The sequence below is a fragment of the Bradyrhizobium sp. CCBAU 11361 genome, assembly GCF_028128935.1.
Lineage (GTDB): Bacteria > Pseudomonadota > Alphaproteobacteria > Rhizobiales > Xanthobacteraceae > Bradyrhizobium > Bradyrhizobium niftali.
On the sequence record NZ_LBJZ01000169.1, the window covers coordinates 59210 to 75263 of the forward strand.

Genomic DNA, 16054 nt, shown 5'->3' on the forward strand with positions numbered 1-16054 from the left:
CCATTTCTGCCGCCCCGGCAAGAATTGCCCTAAGCCGGCCTCCCCCGTGATTGCTTCACCGGAATGCCCCCTATATTAAAGAGATCGCTCTCAGCCGCTTTCGACTGGGGAAATCGCGCCTCTGCGGGAACCGAAGCTCCCCGGGACCGCCGATGTCCCGGCCAAGGCACATCGCGGATCGCAAAACGCCGCCGTCACACCTTAAGAACCCATGCTCAACAGTCTGGATCTCGAAGGCCGTCCGCAGGACACCAGGGTCGTCGTCGCCATGTCGGGCGGCGTCGATTCCTCGACGACGGCTGCGCTGCTCAAGGCTGAGGGCTACGACGTCGTCGGCATCACGCTCCAGCTCTACGACCACGGCGCGGCGACCCATCGCAAGGGCGCCTGCTGCGCCGGCCAGGACATCCACGACGCCCGCGACGTCGCTGCCAAGCTCGGCATCCCCCATTACGTGCTCGACTACGAGGACCGTTTTCGCGAATCCGTCATCGACAACTTTGCCGACAGCTACGCGCTCGGCGAGACGCCGGTGCCGTGCATCGAGTGCAACCGCTCGGTCAAGTTTCGCGACCTCCTGAAGACCGCGCGCGAGCTCGGCGCCCAGGCGCTCGCCACCGGCCATTACGTCGCCTCGCGCCATCTCGACGACGGCTCGCGCGCGCTGGTGTGCGCCGCCGATGCCGATCGCGACCAGAGCTACTTCCTGTTCGCGACCACGCGCGACCAGCTCGATTTCCTGCGCTTCCCGCTCGGCGACATGACCAAGCCGCAGACGCGCGAGCTCGCGCGCCGCTTTGGTCTTGCGGTCGCCGACAAGCACGACAGCCAGGACATCTGCTTCGTGCCGACCGGCCGCTACACCGACATCATCACCCGCCTGCGGCCGAACGCGATGGACCCCGGCGACATCGTCGATCTCGACGGCCGCGTGCTCGGCCAGCACAACGGCATCGCCAATTTCACCGTCGGCCAGCGCCGCGGCCTCGGCATCGCCGCGCACGCGCCGCTGTTCGTGGTGCGGCTCGAGGCAGCCAACCGCCGCGTCGTGGTCGGCCCGCGCGAGGCGCTGAAGATGCACCGCATCGTGCTGCGCGACGTCAACTGGATCGGCGACGGCGACATCGACCGCGCCATCGGAAGCGGCCTCGAGATGTTCGTGCGCGTGCGCTCGACCCGCAGCCCCCAGCCGGCGTGGCTGCGCGGCGGCAATGGCCACTACGAGGTCGAGCTCGTCGCTGGCGAGGAGGGCGTTTCGCCGGGACAGGCCTGCGTGTTCTACGACGCAGCCAGCGGCCAGGCCCGCGTGCTCGGCGGCGGCTTCATTCAAAGCGCCGCGGCCAAGGTCGCGAGCAACGCAGCGAGGCCGCTGGTGGAAGCGGTGCGCGGCTAAGAAAAAAAGCTGGGGCAGGGGGCATGGCAGCAGACATCTCGCGGGCCGGGGTCGAGAAGGCCTATGGCCGCTGGGCGCCGGTCTACGATCTCGTGTTCGGCAAGGTGTTCGACGCCGGAAGGCAGTCGACCATCGCGGAGGCCGATCGCATCGGCGGCCGCATCCTCGACGTCGGCGTCGGCACCGGGCTCTCGCTCTCTGATTATTCGCGCACCACGAAGATCTGCGGCGTGGACATCTCCGAGCCGATGCTGCGCAAGGCGCAGGCGCGCGTGCGCGCGATGCGGCTCAGCAATGTCGAGGTGCTCTCGGTGATGGACGCCAAGAACCTCGCCTTCCCGGAAAACTTCTTCGATGCGGTGGTCGCGCAATATGTCATCACCGCCGTGCCCGATCCCGAAGGCACGCTCGACGAGTTCGTGCGCGTGCTCAAGCCGGGCGGCGAGCTGATCCTCGTCAACCACATCGGCGCCGAGAGCGGTCCGCGAAAACTGTTCGAGCTCGCCTTTGCACCCGTTGCCCGCCGCCTCGGCTGGCGCCCGGAATTCCCGTGGCAGCGCCTGGTCGATTGGGCCGCGAAACACGGCGGCATCACGCTCGCCGAGCGCCGCCCGATGCCGCCGATGGGGCACTTCTCGCTGATCCGCTACCGCAAATCGTGATCGGAAGCATGATCCGGAAAAGTGTGAAGCGGTTTTCCGACAAGATCATGCTCAAAAGACAAAGGTTAAAGCGCGAGTTCCTCGCGCTTTAGCGGGAACGCGGGACCTTGGCCGCGCGTTTCCCTCCCATGCGCACGACATCAAAACTCCTCTTTGCGGGCCTCGTCGTCGCCGCCTCGGGCGCCGCGATCGCGCAGGCCCCGCCGCTACCTGCGACGCCGCCGCAAGCGACCGCGCCGCCATCGGCCCAGCACGCCGCCAATTGCCTGCCCCAAGACCGCCCGAACCGCGCCGCCGTACCCGATGGCACCACCACCGGCCAGTCGCGGGAACCGCTCGGCGACAGGCTGGCCAAGTCCGACGGCGTACTCTGCCCGCCCGCCGGCGTAGACCCCGACATGCACGCCCCGGCCCCCGACTCCGGCGGCAACACCCCCGTCATCCCGCCCCCCGGCAGCCCCGGCGGCGACCCGACGGTCCGGCCGAAATAGGCCCGTTCCGCATTCCCAATCTCGTCGTCATGCCTGGGCTTGTCCCGGGCATCCACGTTCTCCGGCGATTGAAGGCGTGGATGGCCGGGACAAGCCCGGCCATGACGGATTCGGCCCAAAAAGGGCTCAAATTCACCCGCGGACATGTCCCGCCGAAGCTTTAGCGAAGGCGGAAGCCTTGCGAAGGTGGAAGCTTTCGCAAACGCGGATTGACAGCCCGCCGCCCCCTTCCTTATATGCCGCGCGTTCGCGAGATCGGCCTTGTTCGGCCGCCCGCGAGCCCTGTGGCGGGGTAGCTCAGCTGGTTAGAGCACGGGAATCATAATCCTGGGGTCGGGGGTTCGAGTCCCTCCCCCGCTACCACGATTCGATCGTAATATCAGGCAGTTAGGCTGCGCGGCAAAACCTCGCAAACGGCCTCGTAGCAAATCGGTAGCACGCATCCCTGACCCCATAGTAATCGAATCCTTGCTGAAAGGTGGGTGTCTGCAAAAAGGACGGGCTCGATGGGTTCTCTTTCGCTCGCCTAGGGCACGAAGGATTCGCCCAATCTTGTTGTCGTCAGATCGAGCAGGGAACAGAAGCCCCGTGTCGGCGATGCTTTGTCGTTGTTCGGCTGCCGATTCCTTGGAAGGCCTAAGTCCAACCGAGACGAGCGGCTCAAGAGCAGCTGACTCTTAATCAGCGGGTCCCAGGTTCGAGCCCTGGTGCGCCCACCATATAAATCAAGACGTTAACGCAAGAAACCGTTTGAGAGGGCCGAACTAAAACGGTTTTTCAAACGGTGTTTTGTGGCAGCCGGCGGCCGATCTACTCCCGACAATGTGATTGGTAGGCTCGCGCCTTTGAGCGGTGGTTTCTTGCTGATTGGAAATCGTCGGTGCGTTGCCCCCACCCGGCAAGCGTGGTGACAGTTCGAATCCCTCTCAATGGAAACGAAGGCCTCACGCTTCGATATCGGGCGGAGTCGCATTTGAGGGATTCCGCCGGTGCGGGCCGACGGCAGTCGTTCGTCGCCCGACGCCCGATGGCTTTCGGAGGCCTCCCCGTCCTAGCGGCCTCAATCGAGGCTTCAGCCTTCAGTGCACTCGTCCAGGCGTATTCGGCATTCCGCGTCGAGATCGAGCATCGCCCCGATCTTGGCCAGTTCGAGGACCGCTCACGCCTCGACCGCTCGGCGGCCGCTGCACCGTCCTCACGGACAGGCGGTCCCCAGGCTTAGGCATCGACGAAATTGACCGCTCCAAGAAAGTCCCTCTTGCCGACGTCGACGCCGCTGTTGCGGAGGATCGCGTACACCATCGCAATGTGGAAGTAGACATTCGGAATCGTCATCTGCAGCAGGTAGTCCTTGCCGCCCAGGACCTTTCCGGGCGCCCACGACAGGCTGACTTTCCGGCCTGCCGCGCCCTGATACTGCTCTTGAGGAACGCTTTGCGCGAAGTCGACCGTCTTGCGGATGCGCGCGCGCAGCTCTTCCACCGTCTTCTCATTGTCTTCGTGCTCGGGCGGCCTCTGTCCCGACAGCCAGGCGGCCCCGGCCTTAACGTAGTCGCAAGCGCTCTGGACCTGATAGATCAGCGGCTTCATGTCCGGCGCCAGTCGGCCATTCAATATAGAGTCGACATCCACGTTTTTCGCTTCGGCGAACGCTACGGTTTTATTGAGCCAGCCCTCGACAAGCTTCAAGGACTGCGTGCATTGCGATATCGCTTCATAATACATCGTCTGATCCTCTCCTGAATTGTGGGCCTCCACGACCGTGGGTGCAAGCCGCGTCGCGTGGGTTTTCCTTACCGCGTATCGCGATGAAAGACTTTGGCCGCCTTCTTCTGCAGCGCTTCCATTGCCTCGATATACGGAATCGGCCCGTAGCTCACACGAGCGACGCCCAGCCTCGCGAGTTTGTCGTTGGACGGCACGCCTTCCATCACCATGACATTGACCGGCAGCGTCGCTTCGCTCGCGATCCGCTTGATCTGATCGGCGTCCGTCAGGCCGGGAATGAAGAAGCCGGACGCGCCGGCGGCCGCATAGGCCTTCTCCCGCTGCAGGGCCTCTTCGACATCGGCGCTGTTCCCGAGGAAGACGTCGGTTCGAGCGTTGATGAAGAACGGGATGCTCTTGTGCTCGGCCGCGCGACGAATTGCGGCGATGCGCTTGGCCTGCCGGTCGATGTCGTAAAGGCCTTTACCCTTCACTACGCGGTCCTCGAAGTTGATGCCGATTACGCCTAGGTCGAGAAGCTTCGAGATATTGGAAGCGAGCTTGTGATCGTCGTCGCTGTAACCGCCTTCGAAGTCCACGGTGACTGGCACATTGACGCTCGAAGCGATCTTGCTGGCGACCTGTTCGGCAATCGCGATCGGAAGATCTTCGCCGTCATCGTATCCTTGCGCGGCCGCGACAGACCAGCTGCTCGTCGCGATCGACTTCGCTCCTGCCTCGACGATCGCTTTGGCGCTGCCCGCATCCCAGGCATTGTACAGAATTACCGGATTCCCTTTGACGTGAAGGGCGGCAAACTCCTTAGCTTTCTTGGCTTGGTTCACTGTGGTTCTCCTGTCCTGACTCGCGAACACGCACAGGCGGCGCGCCTCATGCGCCGTGGCACACTGGATTCGCTTTTACCCAACCTCGTCGGCTGGGCTATCTATCGATAGATTGTTAGTGCGATTGTTACGAGCGGACGGTGTCGCTGTCAATATCTATCTACTGATAGAACGGCTCGTGGCCGGTCTTCCAGATCCGCCGGCCTTGAGCGAGACAATCGATCGGTTACGCACCTGCGGTGAAGCTTTCACGAAATCGCCGGAGCGGTCCTCGAGGACCACGCCTCCACGCGTGTCGCACAGGTGTCACCTCCTGGCTCATTGTCCGCGCAGACGAAGGGACCTTGGTTCGTTGAGGCGCTCGCCGCCGGTGATGACTATCCGCACAGGCTTGGCCTGCGCTCGCGAAGGGCAGGGGCGCCTGGGCGGCGTGCTAACGGTCGAAATCGCTGGCGTCGTGACGCTCCTGCAACGAGCCTGGCCAGTCATTCTGCTTGCGGTTCACGAGCCGCCCGCGCTGGACAGCCGGACGTTTCGCGATCGCCGCTGCCCAACGTTCTACGTTTGGATACTCGTGCGTGCTCAGGAATTCGCGCACGTCGTTAGCCCAGCCGAGGACCAGCGCTCCGTACCAGGGGAAGATGGCGATATCGGCAATCGTGTATTCATTTCCGCTAATGAAGATGCGGTCTGAGAGACGGCGATTGAGCACGTCGAGTTGGCGCTTTACTTCCATGGTGTAGCGGTCGATGGCATACTCAATCTTGACAGGCGCGTATCGGTAAAAGTGAGCGAAGCCGCCGCCAAGATAAGGCGCACTTCCCATTTGCCAGATGAGCCAGTTCAGGGTTTCAGATCGACCCTGCGTGTCGTCGGGCAAAAAGCGTCCGAACTTCTCGGCAAGATACAGCAGGATCGCACCCGACTCGAACAGGTGGACGGGCTTCTCGATACTGCGGTCGACCAGCGCCGGGATCTTCGAGTTCGGATTGACTTCGACAAAGCCCGATCCGAACTGGTCGCCCTTCATGATGTCGATCAGCCAGGCGTCGTATTCTGCCCCGGTCTCGCCGACCGCAAGGAGCTCTTCCAGTAGGACCGTGACCTTGATGCCGTTCCAGGTGCCTTGCGAGTAGAGTTGCAATGGATGCCGACCAACCGGCAGATCTCTTTCATGGGTCGCCCCGGCGACGGGACGATTGATCGAGGCAAAAAACCCGCCGCTGACTTTGTTTGTCCAAACTTTGGGTGGGGTGTAGTTTTCAGCACTCATCGGCCGCTCCCGTCTAATTCTCGCGCAACGCAGGATTCTAGCGCGCCGGGCAACGGCAACGTTTCGGCGCTGATCGAACTATGCCGCGTGCGATCATAAGACCCGGCTTACGCTTTCGTCGTCTTCTCCGTGAGCAGCACGGCCGCGATCACACCATGTGTGGCTGCCAAGGCTGTTCGCACAATCAACATTCTTGAACATTTTGCAGAAGAAAATACAAAATGGCCTGTTCGCGTCCGGTGGGCATCAAAGCCGCCGGCTCCTCGATCCGTCACTTGGCGACGCCCGACGGCCACCCATCAAACCAAGATCCTGTACGGCACACGTTCTCTGCTCTCGAGCAATGGCACCGCGCGTTGGAGGACCAGCTCTTTGAAATGCGGTGTCGCCTGGTGATCGGCGAAGTCCTTTTCCTCACCATAGTGTTCGTACAAGAGAAACTCGTTCGGCCGCTCGACAGACTGGTGCGCAATGAAGCTTCGGCAGCCGGGCTCGGCACGGCAATGCGGTACGAACTCCCGCAGAATGTTCTCGATTTCGCTTTGATGTTCCTTTCTTGCCACCCAGCGCGCCACAACAATATAACTCATTTATTCGATCCTCCCGGCTTCACCGTCTTGCCTGCAACCCACACCGGTTTCGCGCGCCGCAAGGTCTTTCACCCAATCAGTTTTCGCCGCATTGCTTTTACTTTAGGAGATCGGTTTGATTATCGATGAGCTCAGCGCGGATGTCGCCTGATCGAAGGCGCCGATGTCGCCATAGGCACGAGCAAGAATCATCCCGCCCTCCAGTGTGGCGATGACGTGGTGAGCCCGCGCGGTCGCGCCAGGACCTCCGACGCGGCCGGCGAGATCCTCTATGCAGCGGCGGAAGAACGACTGCACCTCGGCCGTCACCTCCGGTGTCAGCGCGCCGGCCTCGGCACCAAGAATGCCGCAGAGGCACATGCGCCCGTCGTGCTCGATCGTCTTTCTGACCGCTGCACGATAGGCGCTGATCGCATCCTCAGGGCTCTCATCGGGTTTTGCCTCGACAGACGCGAGGAATCGCTTCGCGTAGCGCTGGGCCACGGCCGCCGCCATTTTCGCCTTCGTCGGGAAGTGGTGATGGACACTCGCGCTCTTGATTCCGACCTCAGCCGCCAGGTCGCGGAAACTAAAACCGGCGTACCCGCGATCTCGAATGTGGGCTTCGGCGAGATCCATCAAACGTTCGGCCGTTCCGCTCACGAAACCCTCCTGTCTATCGATAGATAGACCACTTTAGCGCGATTGGCCAGGGAAATTTGTCTCGTGATAGCTAGTGGAAGCGAATAACCCGCGTCATGATTCCGAAAACACCCTGTTTCGGGTGCCGGTTCGACTACTTGAGACGCCGCGCCGCCGCCTTCACCGGCGCAGGCTTCTTGCTCTTGGTGAATTCCCTTGTGGCGTTGTCGTAGACGCTGAAATCGTTCACCGCGTTGGCGACCACGAGTGCGCCGGTGATTGTGGAAAGCAACTGAGACGCCTCGTCCGGCGGCAAGCCTTCCTCGACAAGCTTGTCATGGCACATCTTGAAGAATCGCTTGACCTCGGCGGCCACCTCCGGGGGCAAATCCTGCGATGAAGCTCCGAGCACTGCGCACGGGCACATCCGATCCTGCGAGTGAAGCGTTCCGCGAAACGCCTTCACCCAGACTTTGATCGGGTTACTCTCCTTGCCGAGCTCGCGCTCGATCAGTTCCGCGGTCTCGGCGGTGTAGCGCTTGATGACAGCCGCAGCGAGATCTTCCTTGGTCGGGAAGTGGTAATGCACGCTCGAACTCTTCACGCCGACATCCGCGGCGATCTCGCGAAAACTGAAGCCGTTGAAGCCGCCTCTCCGCATCCGCCGCTCAGCGGCGTCCATGATGGCGGCAGCGACATCACTCATCAGGTCTGCTCCTATGGGCTATCTCTCGATAGGTAGGGCTTTGAAAGACCAAAAACAACAACTTTAATCTATCTATCGATAGGACATTGTGCTAGACGATTCGGTCGGCATTCGAATAAGGAACGGTTCTGCCTGACCAAGGTGTTGCGGACCGTGATTCGCCGAGACGGCGGCGCTGTCCTCGATTGAAACTCCAAGCGAACGGGTTCAGCAGAATGTTCTCTGTTATTTTCGAAGTCCACCCAAAGCGCAGCGAATTCGAGCTTTACCTCGCGCTCGCCAAAGACCTGAAGCCGATCCTTGAGGGGATCGACGGCTTCATTGACAACGAACGGCTTGAGAGCAAGCGCCGGCCAGGGTGGATTCTCTCACATTCGACCTGGCACGACGAAAAGTCCGTCGTTCGATGGCGCACGATCGCCAAGCACCATGAGATGCAACAACGCGGCCGCGACGAGGTTTTTCAGGACTACCACCTGCGTGTCGGCGAGGTCGTGTCCGATTCAACGCCGCCGGACGGGGTAAAGCTCGTCGAGCAGCGACTGGACGAGACCGAGGTCGGCGACGCAAAATTTGCTGCGCTGACTGAAATCTCTCCCGCCGGCCACCCCGTCCCCGAGAACCTCGCAGAGCTACTGGCGCTCGATCGACACCGTTCGGCTCTGCTGGACCATGACGTCTTCGCGAGCATCTACAACGAGGGGAAATTGGCGCTCCTCACGTCGTGGCGCGACCGCCGATCGGCGGACGCGTTCGACGTCAGTCCTGCCGCGAGCGCTGGCGTAGTCAGGCATCGCGTCGTGCGCATCGTGCGCGACTACGGCATGTTCGATCGACGCGAGAGCCCGCAATACTACCCGGAGATTGCGCGCGTAGCCCAATAGGGCCTCCGCTACGGCACCCGGAGATATCGGCCGGATCGCGCAACGGCTTTTCGGCGCTCGTTATGACGCCGTGCTCGCGGCGGTCGCTTGCCGATGACAATCCCAACGGATCGCTTATCCGAGGAGATCGATCGCCGTCACCTTGCACGACGTCGGAATCCCGTGCAGTAGCGCGACGCGGCATCCCTTCCCGGTCCGCGAGAAGGCAATCCGCTGTCCCTCGATCAGCACGGAGTCCGGGATATCCAATTCGGCGTCCACGACCTGGCTATTCTTTTCGGTTCAACGAAAACAACGGGAACGACCGGAACGGAGACCAGCAACGCGCCGATCTCCGTCCCGGTCGAGGTCAAGCGGATTGGGAAACCGAAGCCTCCTCCACCGTATCTGCCTTCTTTGCCCGGAACCTCTGGATCATCACGTAGAAGGCCGGCGTGAAGAGAAGCCCGAAGATCGTCACCCCGAGCATCCCGAAGAACACGGCGGTTCCGAGCGATTGGCGCATCTCGGCGCCGGCGCCGGTCGCGGTCGCTAACGGCAAGACGCCCAGGATGAATGCAAACGACGTCATGAGGATCGGCCGAAGGCGTGTCTTCGCCGCGCCGACCGCCGCCTGTTCGGGCGACTCGCCCCGCGCCTGCTCTTGCCGGGCGAACTCGACGATGAGGATCGCGTTCTTTGCGGCGAGTCCTACCAGCACGACGAACCCGATTTGCGCCAGGATGTCGATCGGCATGGCGCGCAGCTGCAAGCCGGCGGCTGCGGTGAGAAGGCACATCGGCAGGATCAGCACGATCGACAGCGGCGTCTTCCAGCTTTCGTACTGAGCTGCCAGGACGAGGAAGACGAAGAGCGCGGCCGCCGCGAAGACGAGGATCGTTGGCGTGCCTTGCTGCTTCTCCTGATACGACAGTTCGGTCCACTCGAACGCGACACCCATCGGAAGCACCTGCTTGGCCAGCTCCTCCATCCGCGTCATGGCCGTGCCCGAAGAAATGCCCGCTCCGGCCGCTCCCATGATCTCGGCTGCGGGGTAGAGATTGTGGCGGGGGACTCGGTAAGGCGCCGTCTCGTTCCGGAAGGTCGCGACCGAGCCGATCGGCACCATCTCGCCTGCGGTGTTGCGCACTTTCAGACGCGCGATGTCGTCCGGCGTTCCGCGGAACTGCCCGTCGGCTTGCGCAATCACCTGGAAGGTGCGGCCGAGGTAGTTGAAGTCGTTGACGTATTGCGAGCCGATATAGAGCTGCAGCGTCGAGAACACGTCGGTCGGCGTCAGACCTACTTTCTCCGCCTTCAACCGATCGATGTCGGCGAAGAGCGACGGCGATCCGGCATTATAGAGGGTGAACACGCCCGCGAACGTCGGATCCTTGTTCGCGGCCGCGACGAGATCGTTTGCGGCTTTGGCGAGCGCCTGGGCTCCAAGACCGCCGCGATCTTCGAGCATCAGCTTGAAACCGCCTGCCGAGCCGAGGCCCTGCACGGGCGGCGGCATGACCGCGATGACATAGGCGTCCTTCACGACGGCGAGCTTCTCGCGAAGGATCTTGAGCATCGCCGCAGCGTTCACGCCCGGAATATTCTTTCCATAGAGCGACGGCAGCGCGACAAAGATCGTGCCGGCGTTCGGCGCGACCGTGTTCGTCGTAACGTCGAAACCAGTGACCGGCGAGGTATGCTCCATTCCCGGAATGTTGAGCGCGATGTCGTTCACCTGACGGACAACCTCGTCCGTGCGGGCAAGGCTCGATCCAGGCGGAAGCTGAATGACCACGACGAGGTAGCCAATGTCCTGCTCGGGGATGAAGCCCGTGGGCATCCGCGACATCTGGAAACCCGTGAGACCGATCAGCGCGACGTAAACCAGACCAATGATGGCGGTGACGCGGACGAAACGCGCGGTCATCTTGCCGTATGCGGACGACAGCCACTCGAAGCCGTGGTTGAAGCGGCCGAAGATGGCGTGCATGATCCGGCCAAGACCACGCGGCTTGGCGTGTTCGCCGGTCGGATGCGGCTTGAGCAGGACGGCGCACAGGGCGGGGCTCAGCGTCAGAGAGACGAAACACGAGATCACGGTCGAGGCCGAGATCGTGATTGCGAACTGCTTGAAGAACAGACCGCCGATCCCGGAAATGAAAGCAGCGGGAACGAAGACAGCGCAGAGCGTCAACGCGATGGCGATCAATGCCGTCGAGACGTCGGTCATCGTCTGGTGCGCGGCTTCGCGCGGCGACATGCCCGCTTGCATGTTGCGCTCGACATTTTCCACCACGACGATCGCGTCGTCGACGACGATACCGACCGCGAGGACGAGACCGAACAGCGACAAATTGTTGATCGAAACCCCGAAGGCGGCGAGGATCGTGAAGGTACCGATGAGGGAAATCGGGATGGCCAACACCGGGATGATCGTCGCCCGCCAGTTTTGCAGGAATACGAACACCACGATCACGACGAGGACGATGGCTTCGAAGATTGTGCGCACGACTTCGTCGATTGACTGGCTGACGAAGGTCGTCGGATCGTAAATGTTGATGTAGTCGAGACCGGGCGGGAAGCTTTTCTTCAGCTCCGCCATCTTGTCCCACACCGCTTTCTCGACCTGGACGACGTTTGCGCCTGGCTGAGCAATCACCCAGAACGGCGACGAGTCGTAGCGGTCGGCATAGGCTTTCGAGCCGTAGTCGGCGGCGCCAAGCTCGACGCGCGCGATATCACGGATCCGCGTCACCCGGCCTTGCGCGTCTGACTTGACGATGACGTCGCCGAACTGTTCGGGCGTAGTCAGACGGCCGAGCGCCTCGACGCTGATCTCATAGGCCGCCGGATTCGCCACCGGCGGCTTGTTGAGGACGCCTGCCGAGACCTGGGCGTTCTGGGCGCGCAATGCGCTCAGGATCTCATTTGCACTGATATTGGAGGAGGCGGCCTTGTCGGGATCGACCCAGATCCGCATGGCATATTGCCGTTCGCCGAGATTCCACAGGTCTGCAACGCCCGGCAGTCGGGAAATTTCGTCTTTGACGTGGAGGATGAAGTAGTTCGAGATATATTCTGCGCTGCGAGAACCGTCGGGCGAGTAAGGATGCACGCCGAGCAGGAGCGCCGGGATGGTTTTCTTGACCTGCACGCCCTGAAGCTGCACCTCCTGCGGGAGGCGTGAAAGCGTGTCCTGGACCCGGTTTCGGGTCAGCATCAGTGCCGTGTTGGGATCGGTGCCGACCTTGAAGATGACCGTAATGGTCAGAAGGCCGTTCCCTGTCGACTGGCTGGTAATGTAGTCCATGTTCTCGACGCCATTCACCGCCTGCTCGAGGGGGGTGGCGACCGTGCGCGCCACGGTCTGGCCGGAAGCGCCAGGGTAGGCGGTCGTGATCTGCACTGTCGGCGGAACGATGTTGGGATATTGCGCGACTGGCAGCGACGTCAGCATCGCGAGACCGATCAGCACGAAGAAGATGTTGATCACCGTCGCGAAGCGCGGATGATCGATGAAAAAATGCGCGAGCTTCATGGTTCGACTCAGCCTGGTTTTTGACTAGACGCGGCTTGAGCTAGTTCAACCACGGTCGACACCGCGCGAAGTTCAAACCGTAACTATCTACCGATAGATTGCTAGACAATTTGATGGACGGGCCGAGGCGAGTCAATCCTCTATCTATCGATAGGGCTGTGCTTTCGCGCGCTTTTCTCTCAATTGAGCCTTCGAGACGGAGGAGCGACCAAACGCTCATCCGTCTTGGAGGGGCTCGGGACGAGCCGAGACTGTCCTTCCTCATGCAGCCTGATATCGGCTGCATCGCGGCCTCATTCGGTCGCGGTCTTGTTCCACGCGACCTTGGACGGCGCGACGCGCGGGTCGACGATCGAGCCGGGGCGAGCCGTCGGGATACCGTCGACAATGACCCTGTCAGTGGGAGCGAGACCCGAGCGGACGACGCGCAGGCCGCCGCGTAGGTCACCGAGCTCTACGGGCTTCGGCACGACGACGTTCTTGTCGCTGACGGTAAGGACGATATGCGACGACTGATCCGCAAGAACCGAAGCGTCGGGCACGAGGAGCGCGGGGGCCGGAGCGGTCAAGCCGATGCGAACACGAGCAAACTGTCCGGGCGCCAGGAAGAGATCGGGGTTCTTGAATGTCGCGCGAGCATGAATCGTGCCGCTCGAGCGATTGACCGTGTTGTCGAGGAAGTTGAGTGCGCCCTGGTAGCCATAGCTGGTCTCATCGCTCAGCGATGCCTCGACCTTGTTGTCGAGCGGGCCCGCTTGCTTCTGGCGCTGCCGCTGGAAGGTCAGGTAGTCCTGCTCGCTCATGTCAAAGTCGAGGTAGATCGGGTCGAGCGAGACGAGCGTCGCGAGCAGCGTCGTCGGGCTCGTGGCGGCGCGGCTGCCGGCAATCAGGCCGCCAACTGAGACCTGCCGGGCGCCGATGCGGCCCGCGAAGGGCGCCGTCACCCTGGTGTATTCGAGATCGAGCTGTGCGTCGCGGATGCGCGATTGAGCGTCGTCGATCGCGGCTTGGGCGGCCTGCTGCTCGGAAACGCGCTGGTCGAAGATTTCCCGAGTCGAGTTGCCGGTCTTGAGCAGAGCCTGCGTCCGCTCCAGCTGGTTGGTCGCGAGGCTGTACCGCGACTGGGCAGATTCGAGCGCGGCATTCGCCTGGCCGAGCTTGATCTCATAGGGCCGAGGGTCGACGACAAACAGGAGGTCGCCCTTACGGACGATCTGCCCGTCTTCAAAGTGGATCTCGGAGAGCGTGCCGCCGACCTGGGCGCGCAGCTCGACCCGATTGATGGCCGAGAACTGGCCGATCGCTCCGAGGCGCGCTTCGACGTCGCGCTGCAGGGGGTTGCTGACGGTCACGGCCGCTAGTGGAGCCGCGGGGGGCACCGAGGCGTGAGAGGCCTCCTGGCTGAAATATGCGAACCCGCCCACGCCACCGGCGACGAGCACGGCGAGAAGCGGGGCCTGCCAGCGCAACATCTTGCGATGGCTGGATTTATCGGTCGCTGCGCTGTCGACCGGGGCTTTCAGAAGATTGTCGCTCATGGTGTGCCTGCCGTGTGGTTCGAGGGATATTCGAAAGGGTCTTTATTTTTGGAGTAACTGCTCCTATAATCACCAATACGGCGAGAGGCCAAACCAAGTCAAGCGAATTTTGGAGTAAAGGCACCAAAAATGTCAGAGCCACAAAAACGCGGCCGCGGTCGGCCGTCGACATTCGATCGCCCATCAGTGTTGCGCGAGGCGATGAAGCTGTTTTGGGACAATGGCTACGAGGGCACGACCTTCGAGGAGCTCATCTCCAAGATGAGCATCAGCCCGTCGACCTTTTATAACTCGTTCGGCAGCAAGGAGCGCCTCTACCGCGAGGCGACCGAGAACTTCATGGATTATGCCCAGAACTGGATCCAGGGCGCGCTGTCAGAGGAAGGTGCGACGACGCGCGAAGCCTTTGCGCATCTCCTGGAGTCGGCTGCGGAGCAGTTCACCCGCGAGGACTTGCCGCGCGGTTGCATGGTTTCGCTGTCGGGGACGCATCAGGCGCCCGACCTCGTGCCGATCCGCGACATGATGGTCGAGTATCGCGCGGCGTCCGAGGTCTACCTCGCCGACCGGATCCGAAAGGGAATCCGTGACGGCGACATGCCGAGCACGATCGATGTCGATGCGCTTGCCGCCTTCATCCACTCGATCGTTCGCGGAATGGCCGTTCAGGCCCGGGATGGAGCAAGCCGCGCGAAGCTTGAGAACATCGGCCGGGTTGCGATGGAAGCCTGGCCAGAAGCGAGCAAAGTGGCGGAGTGACACGATTTCGGAGCTGGTCTGCGCGCGACGGCCGTCGCGTGCCGTGCTCCCTCAGGCCACGCGCCAGTCGCGAAAGGGCCTTTCAAGGTCGATGCTTCGAGAGGCAGAGAAGAACGGTCGTGCGCGTAACGTGCGACGCAGCCGGGCATGCGCTCGCGACAACAGCTGGTGCGCCCTGACCGAGATCGTGGGCAGATACCGTCGCTGCCCGTCTGGTTGACGCTGCTAGTCGATGGCCGCGTGCGGCGGCGAGGCGCGCCCTGCGCCTACGAGATAAGCGACAATCGCCGCGACCTGAATCGCAACCGATGCGACGAATATGATCTGGTCGGACCAAAGTTCGCGGAAGAGACCGAACACGGCGGGAGAGATAGCATAAGCGCCCTGCGAGATGGCGACGATCAACGCCACAGCCCGGGCAGCGTCTCCCTTGGAAAATTCGAGATTGGCGATCACCGGCGGAACAGAGATGGCATTACCGACCCCAAGGCCGAAGAGCACGACACCGAACACGAGGAGGGCCGGACTGCTTCCGTGCGCGAGGAGAAACACACCGCATCCCAGCGCTTGCGCAACAAGGCTGTACGACGCGATAGCGCGCCAGTTCGAGGTGCCCGATGCGCGCCAGCCGACGGCGACGCGGCCGACGACGGCCGCCACGCCAGACGCGCCAGCGGCCAGCCCAGCGCCTTGCCTTCCGAGCGTGGGCGCGAGCACCGAGACGAGGTGCGCCACCAGCCCGGTTTGCGCGAACAGGGCCAGGGTCATTCCGATGCATAGCGTGAGAAAGGCGCGATCGCGGAAAAGGCGGAGGCGGGCAGGCGGGGCGGCCGTTTCAGCGGGCGCGCCGGCGAAAAGAACCGTAGCGGTGAAGGGGCCGCCGTCGGGGGCCTGGTTCAGGCCCTCCGGTGTTCGCGTCAGCACGAAGACTGCCAACGCGCCGAGAGTGGCGAGCATCGCCGCGCTAACCACCAGTGCCGCGGCCGGGAAGCCGATCGCGTCGATCAAGGCGACCCAGAAGGGCGAGAAGATTACGCCTCCAACGCTGCCACCGTTGAATGCCAC

At 62.4% G+C, this 16054-nt stretch carries 14 protein-coding genes and 1 tRNA gene; 7 read left to right on the top strand and 8 right to left on the bottom strand.

Going from position 1 to position 16054, the window contains the following annotated elements:
• Positions 1-211: 211 nt before the first annotated feature.
• The 4 genes from mnmA (at position 212) to XI08_RS17975 (ending at position 2909) form a co-directional block, all read left to right on the top strand.
• Complete coding sequence (gene mnmA / locus XI08_RS17960; protein WP_271575404.1) at positions 212-1393, top strand: tRNA 2-thiouridine(34) synthase MnmA; 1182 nt, start codon at positions 212-214, stop codon at positions 1391-1393.
• Positions 1394-1416: 23 nt separating this feature from the next.
• Complete coding sequence (locus XI08_RS17965) at positions 1417-2055, top strand: class I SAM-dependent methyltransferase (protein ID WP_027544975.1); 639 nt, start codon at positions 1417-1419, stop codon at positions 2053-2055.
• 128 nt (positions 2056-2183) lie between these two features.
• Entirely contained in the window at positions 2184-2546 is a 363-nt protein-coding gene (locus tag XI08_RS17970) for a hypothetical protein (protein ID WP_271575416.1), read from the top strand.
• 286 nt (positions 2547-2832) lie between these two features.
• Positions 2833-2909, top strand: a tRNA-Met gene (locus XI08_RS17975).
• Between the two features lie 855 nt (positions 2910-3764).
• Here XI08_RS17975 and XI08_RS17980 read toward each other — a convergent pair.
• From XI08_RS17980 to yghU, 3 genes are all read right to left on the bottom strand, one after another.
• Positions 3765-4271, bottom strand: coding sequence for a DUF1993 domain-containing protein (locus tag XI08_RS17980; protein ID WP_271575405.1), 507 nt, complete (start codon positions 4269-4271; stop codon positions 3765-3767).
• Between the two features lie 68 nt (positions 4272-4339).
• Positions 4340-5098, bottom strand: a complete 759-nt coding sequence (locus tag XI08_RS17985; RefSeq protein WP_271575406.1) for an isocitrate lyase/PEP mutase family protein — start codon at positions 5096-5098, stop codon at positions 4340-4342.
• Between the two features lie 433 nt (positions 5099-5531).
• Positions 5532-6371 (bottom strand): glutathione-dependent disulfide-bond oxidoreductase, encoded by an 840-nt coding sequence (yghU, locus tag XI08_RS17990; RefSeq protein WP_271575407.1) that lies wholly within the window; start codon positions 6369-6371, stop codon positions 5532-5534.
• A 221-nt stretch (positions 6372-6592) separates the two neighbouring features.
• On the opposite strand from yghU, the gene XI08_RS17995 reads away from it, so the two are divergent.
• A complete protein-coding gene (locus XI08_RS17995; protein WP_271575408.1) occupies positions 6593-7090 on the top strand; it encodes a hypothetical protein in 498 nt (165 codons plus the stop codon).
• Here the strand turns inward: XI08_RS17995 and XI08_RS18000 are convergent.
• Together XI08_RS18000 and XI08_RS18005 are read right to left on the bottom strand one after the other, a co-directional pair.
• Positions 7064-7603: a TetR/AcrR family transcriptional regulator gene (locus tag XI08_RS18000; protein WP_271575409.1), complete on the bottom strand. Its 540-nt coding sequence runs from the start codon at positions 7601-7603 to the stop codon at positions 7064-7066. The genes XI08_RS17995 and XI08_RS18000 overlap by 27 nt on opposite strands.
• Positions 7604-7736: 133 nt before the next feature.
• Positions 7737-8288, bottom strand: a complete 552-nt coding sequence (locus XI08_RS18005) for a TetR/AcrR family transcriptional regulator (protein WP_271575410.1) — start codon at positions 8286-8288, stop codon at positions 7737-7739.
• A gap of 215 nt (positions 8289-8503) precedes the next feature.
• Here XI08_RS18005 and XI08_RS18010 point away from each other — a divergent pair, with 215 nt between their 5' ends.
• The gene (locus XI08_RS18010; protein ID WP_271575411.1) at positions 8504-9172 is read left to right on the top strand and encodes an antibiotic biosynthesis monooxygenase family protein; all 669 of its coding nucleotides are present in this window, start codon (positions 8504-8506) and stop codon (positions 9170-9172) included.
• A 349-nt stretch (positions 9173-9521) separates the two neighbouring features.
• Here the strand turns inward: XI08_RS18010 and XI08_RS18015 are convergent, their stop codons facing one another.
• Together XI08_RS18015 and XI08_RS18020 are read right to left on the bottom strand one after the other, a co-directional pair.
• Complete coding sequence (locus XI08_RS18015) at positions 9522-12692, bottom strand: efflux RND transporter permease subunit (protein WP_271575412.1); 3171 nt, start codon at positions 12690-12692, stop codon at positions 9522-9524.
• 293 nt (positions 12693-12985) lie between these two features.
• Complete coding sequence (locus tag XI08_RS18020; RefSeq protein ID WP_271575413.1) at positions 12986-14230, bottom strand: efflux RND transporter periplasmic adaptor subunit; 1245 nt, start codon at positions 14228-14230, stop codon at positions 12986-12988.
• A gap of 201 nt (positions 14231-14431) precedes the next feature.
• Here XI08_RS18020 and XI08_RS18025 point away from each other — a divergent pair, with 201 nt between their 5' ends.
• Complete coding sequence (locus XI08_RS18025) at positions 14432-14989, top strand: TetR/AcrR family transcriptional regulator (RefSeq protein ID WP_271575414.1); 558 nt, start codon at positions 14432-14434, stop codon at positions 14987-14989.
• A gap of 225 nt (positions 14990-15214) precedes the next feature.
• On the opposite strand, the gene XI08_RS18030 is transcribed toward XI08_RS18025, so the two are convergent.
• A partial coding sequence (locus XI08_RS18030) for an MFS transporter (protein WP_333927634.1) occupies positions 15215-16054 on the bottom strand: 840 nt, incomplete at its 5' end.

Excerpts from the sequence above, each read along its gene's own strand:
- XI08_RS18010 (WP_271575411.1), top strand. The coding sequence starts at position 8,504 with ATGTTCTCTGTTATTTTCGAAGTCCACCCAAAGCGCAGCGAATTCGAG.
- yghU (WP_271575407.1), bottom strand. The coding sequence starts at position 6,371 with ATGAGTGCTGAAAACTACACCCCACCCAAAGTTTGGACAAACAAAGTC.
- XI08_RS17980 (WP_271575405.1), bottom strand. The coding sequence starts at position 4,271 with ATGTATTATGAAGCGATATCGCAATGCACGCAGTCCTTGAAGCTTGTC.
- XI08_RS17970 (WP_271575416.1), top strand. The coding sequence starts at position 2,184 with ATGCGCACGACATCAAAACTCCTCTTTGCGGGCCTCGTCGTCGCCGCC.
- XI08_RS18020 (WP_271575413.1), bottom strand. The coding sequence starts at position 14,230 with ATGAGCGACAATCTTCTGAAAGCCCCGGTCGACAGCGCAGCGACCGAT.
- XI08_RS18025 (WP_271575414.1), top strand. The coding sequence starts at position 14,432 with ATGAAGCTGTTTTGGGACAATGGCTACGAGGGCACGACCTTCGAGGAG.
- XI08_RS17965 (WP_027544975.1), top strand. The coding sequence starts at position 1,417 with ATGGCAGCAGACATCTCGCGGGCCGGGGTCGAGAAGGCCTATGGCCGC.
- XI08_RS18005 (WP_271575410.1), bottom strand. The coding sequence starts at position 8,288 with ATGAGTGATGTCGCTGCCGCCATCATGGACGCCGCTGAGCGGCGGATG.
- mnmA (WP_271575404.1), top strand. The coding sequence starts at position 212 with ATGCTCAACAGTCTGGATCTCGAAGGCCGTCCGCAGGACACCAGGGTC.
- XI08_RS18015 (WP_271575412.1), bottom strand. The coding sequence starts at position 12,692 with ATGAAGCTCGCGCATTTTTTCATCGATCATCCGCGCTTCGCGACGGTG.
- XI08_RS17995 (WP_271575408.1), top strand. The coding sequence starts at position 6,593 with ATGGCCTGTTCGCGTCCGGTGGGCATCAAAGCCGCCGGCTCCTCGATC.